Origin of the sequence: Bradyrhizobium sp., assembly GCF_049586575.1 — a bacterium.
In the GTDB taxonomy this organism is placed as follows: Bacteria; Pseudomonadota; Alphaproteobacteria; order Rhizobiales; family Xanthobacteraceae; genus Bradyrhizobium.
The window spans coordinates 1-3,805 of record NZ_JBAVCF010000237.1; the positions used below are offsets into that span (position 1 = coordinate 1).

Below are 3,805 nucleotides of genomic sequence, written 5' to 3' on the forward strand. Positions count from 1 at the left end.
GTCGATAGGAGTGATGCCGTGAGCAACAATGGAAACAAAGCCTCCACCCCTCGGACGGCAGATGACACCGCACCGATCATAGTGCCTGACGGCGCCGGCATTTGGACGTTCGGTGATCATCTGCGACATCTCGCCGGGCATGCCGGCACTATTCCCCTCGCGCGGGACGAAGCCGGTCGCTGCCGCATCTGCTTATGCGGTGGCTTCTTCAAGCCGAACGCGTAATCGGTGGTGCGAAACGGTTCAGGGTCGAAAAGCTTGGCGGGGCGCGGGAGTGATCCGTCCGGGTCGGATCGGACCGATCCCGCCTTGAAAATGCCCGTAGCAGAAGCTATAAGGCCACTACAACTCGTGGACAGAACTGTCCTGGAGGACATGGGTCCTCCGACTGTTGGGTTCAATGCTCGCAGTGAGTTGCCGACCGATCCCACGGCCCTATCGGGCGCGTCAGTAGGTCAAACCTCCGTGGCGACACGGATTTCCTGACAACAACGTGCGCCTTTTGCGTCGCAATGCGCCGCATTTGTTGCGCTCAGGAGGTTCGATCATGCGTATGGACACACCCCTCGCCAACGACCCAACGCTGGCCGCGTTGATACCGGAAGGCGTCGCCCTGGCCCACATCATATCGCTGTTCCAGACAGCCTATCATGTAAATTGGGAACAGCTTCTCCGCGCACGCCTTGGCGCGACCCACCCAGCGAACCTTGCGCCCGCCGAGTTGGCCGAATTCATCAAGTACATGTTGGGGGCGCTGAAATCGGCCGGGATCAGAGACCCCGCCGACGTGCTTGCATATGGAGTGCGGCGCGAGGCTGAAGCGGCTGCCGCCAAACTCAAGTCTTCGGCCGCGATTGGCGATCTCGCGGCCGAACGGAAATCCGACGGGCATGCCCCGGTCACGATCGAGAACAACTCATCGACGATCTCCGATGCATCGGCGCCGCGGCCGGTGGCACAAATCATTGCATACGGGACGACGAAAGCCGAGGACGAGCGGCAGTCTGACAAGCCAGCAACGAACACCGCGCCGCCGACGATTGCCAATCCTCAAGCGAGCACTCCTGCGACGGGCACTGCTGGCGACGAGATCGTTATCGACGACCGACACCTTCTCGGCGAGCGCCGCGTTGCTGAAATGCTGGGCTGCAGCCTGCGGACGCTGCAACGCTCGCGCACGAAAGGGAAAGGCCCCGCGAGTACGAAGATAGGTCGCAAGGTATTTTATGAACTCAATGATTTGCGGGAATGGATAGACAGAGGAAAAATCCGGTGATGTCGACCGTCAGATATCGGCCGATGACGCAGCGCTCGGCATCACTCGGCATTAACACGCGTTGACACTGGTTTGTTGACGTCACGACTCTGGGCGCGCTTAGGGCGCTATCTACGACCCATGGAAACTGGCTCGCGCTTCACCGTGCATAGGGTGGCACTCTTGCTTTGGCACCGTCGCTGAGAAGCCAAAATATAGTACCGCTATCCAAATCATGTCCTGCCTCCGACAACCGCACTGAAACCCGCTTCTGATCGTCACCAAAGATCAGGACGACCTTATCGCCAAATCCAACGCCCACTCCAATCGGCGCGTGCGCTGCCCGCGCTAGATCGTCCATAGCCTTCATTTCCATTGCGAGGATATTTGCCGTTTCCGCCGGCTCGGCCGCGACTGGCCTTACTGTCCTATGTTCAGTAAAGTGGCGCCGCATTTTGCGCAAAACGACTTCGAACTGTGCTTTTCCGACTCGACGCGCTCCTACCCCAGACACCTACCCCAGACACGCGTGCACCGACTAACGTTGCGTCAGGGCTGTTGCCAAAGACGTCAGGGACGGTGTGTAATGCCACGCGAAGCGACAAGGCCTATCCACTCTCCAAACGCAACTAAATTTCAAGACATCCAGCATTCTTTTCGAAAATTCGGAACGTATTTCCCGCCCGGGCCGTGCGCGGCCATCAATCAATTAATAAACGTGAAAACACCTGATGGAAGTTAGGTCAGATCCTTGCGAATCCGCGAAGTCTCATTTTTTCGATACAAGCAGCTGGGGCCCTTTTTGCGATGTCACCTTAACCTTGAAGCAAGCCCGCCGGTCCGAATGGGGTACTTGGATAAAGATCGACGATTATCCGTGCAGACAGGCTTTTCGGCATTTCACCAATCTGCTCAACAGCGCAATATATGGCACTGCATTTCGTCGGCATGGCAAGCGTCTCCGTGTTTTGCCCGTACTCGAAAAAGGCGATGCCCGCACCTGTGCGTTGCGTTCATCGGAGCGCGGCACGTCCGGTCGATGGCATATTCATTGTGCAATTGAATTGCCGCCGCACTTGGACGCCATCGCCCTTGAAAAACTGATCCGTCACTGCTGGGCCAACGTCGAGTTGGGTTACGGCCGAATTCTAGTTCGCGATGGTGCAAATGCGGGTTGGATCGACTACATGCTAAAAGACCGTCAAAAGTCGGAGTTCGACGGTTTCCTTGACTGCATCATCATCGAGTCCTTGCACAATCCAATTGCCGACGCGTAGACGTCCTTTGGAATTGGACTCTTTGCAATAAGGTTTGAGCAAGGGCGATTGGTCAGCAATCACCCTTGTTCCACTTTATTCGCCGCCGCCCGCGATCGCGCCGCGCCTCTCGCGCGCGAGGATAAGCGACCCACAAGGTTAACGGGGGCCCTATTCTGCTGATCCTTCAATGTTGCTCGGCGCCGCCGACGAAGCCGGGCGTATCAGCGACAGAGCGCAGCGGTGCTCGACCACCATTCACATCGCGACCAACACGACATTCGCCGCCATCGACGATATCGCCACTGCGCGACAGCACGGCTCGGCAGCGCCGCCACTCCCACCACACCATCGACGTCAGACTGCCACCCCGCCGGCCACAGAGCGCCGCACAGGCGGCTCGCGCCGGTCGCGCTCCGGGCGGGTCGTTCTCGGCAGGGCGATCTCTCTCGCCGGCTCATCGATCCCTGCGGCGCAGAATCGAAGCGAGCGATACCGGCAGGGCCATGCGGCGCGATCGGTCGAGCGGGGGTCGATCGGCCTCGACCCCGTAGCTGAGCAGCACCACCTGATATTCACGAAAAAGAAATTCGCCGCCGCCCGCGATCGCGCCGCGCCTCTCGCGCGCGAGGATAAGCGACCCACAAGGTTAACGGGGGGCCATGCGGCGCGATCGGTCGAGCGGGGGTCGATCGGACTCGACCCCGTAGCTGAGCAGCGCCACCTGATATTCACGAAAAAGAATTCGCGATCGCGCCATCCTCGCGCGCGCGAGGAGGAGCAACCAATAAGATTAACGGGGGGGGTGAACCCATCAGCTCGCCGCGGCGACGGCCAGCCGTCGGCATCGACCCCGTAGCTGCTCGCTGCTCCAGCGGAGCGCCGCCAACCGGATTCGCAAAAAAGAACAGCGGCGACGCCGCCTCGCGCGCGTGTATGAAGTAAAAACTTGCGCAAGCCGACGCCCTTTCAGATGCAGGTTCAATGCACTCGCGATTTTTCGGATCGCGAGGGCGGCCGAAGGTCGCCCTGCGTAAAGCCGGCGCCGTTTCAGATGCAGAGTCAATGCACTCGCGACCATCACCGCGCCGCGACTGCGGCCAGCGGTCGGCGGTCGGCGACCGGCCCTTGGCCCGGCAAGCGACCAGCGCCGCCGGTGCATCCGCAAAAAAATCCAGCGCGGCCCTCGGCGCCCACGCGCCACACGCGCCAACGGATAAAGACACCAATGTGCCGGCTCGGAATCCAGAGCGAGCAGACGTCCGATACCCATCAGCTCGCCGCGGCTGCGGCC

Annotated in this window: 3 protein-coding genes; all 3 read left to right on the plus strand. The window is 60.1% G+C overall.

Annotation, left to right across the window (positions count from 1 at the left end; genetic code table 11):
• Positions 1-225, plus strand: a 225-nt coding sequence (locus WB528_RS09080) for a hypothetical protein (protein ID WP_423888085.1), incomplete at its 5' end; no start/stop codon positions are given.
• A gap of 322 nt (positions 226-547) precedes the next feature.
• Positions 548-1,276: a helix-turn-helix transcriptional regulator gene (locus WB528_RS09085; RefSeq protein ID WP_423888086.1), complete on the plus strand. Its 729-nt coding sequence runs from the start codon at positions 548-550 to the stop codon at positions 1,274-1,276.
• 800 nt (positions 1,277-2,076) lie between these two features.
• Positions 2,077-2,532: a hypothetical protein gene (locus WB528_RS09090; protein WP_423888087.1), complete on the plus strand. Its 456-nt coding sequence runs from the start codon at positions 2,077-2,079 to the stop codon at positions 2,530-2,532.
• Positions 2,533-3,805: the final 1,273 nt, after the last annotated feature.

Bases quoted from the DNA above. Each gene is read 5' to 3' on its own strand.
- WB528_RS09085 (WP_423888086.1), top strand. From the start codon at position 548: ATGCGTATGGACACACCCCTCGCCAACGACCCAACGCTGGCCGCGTTG.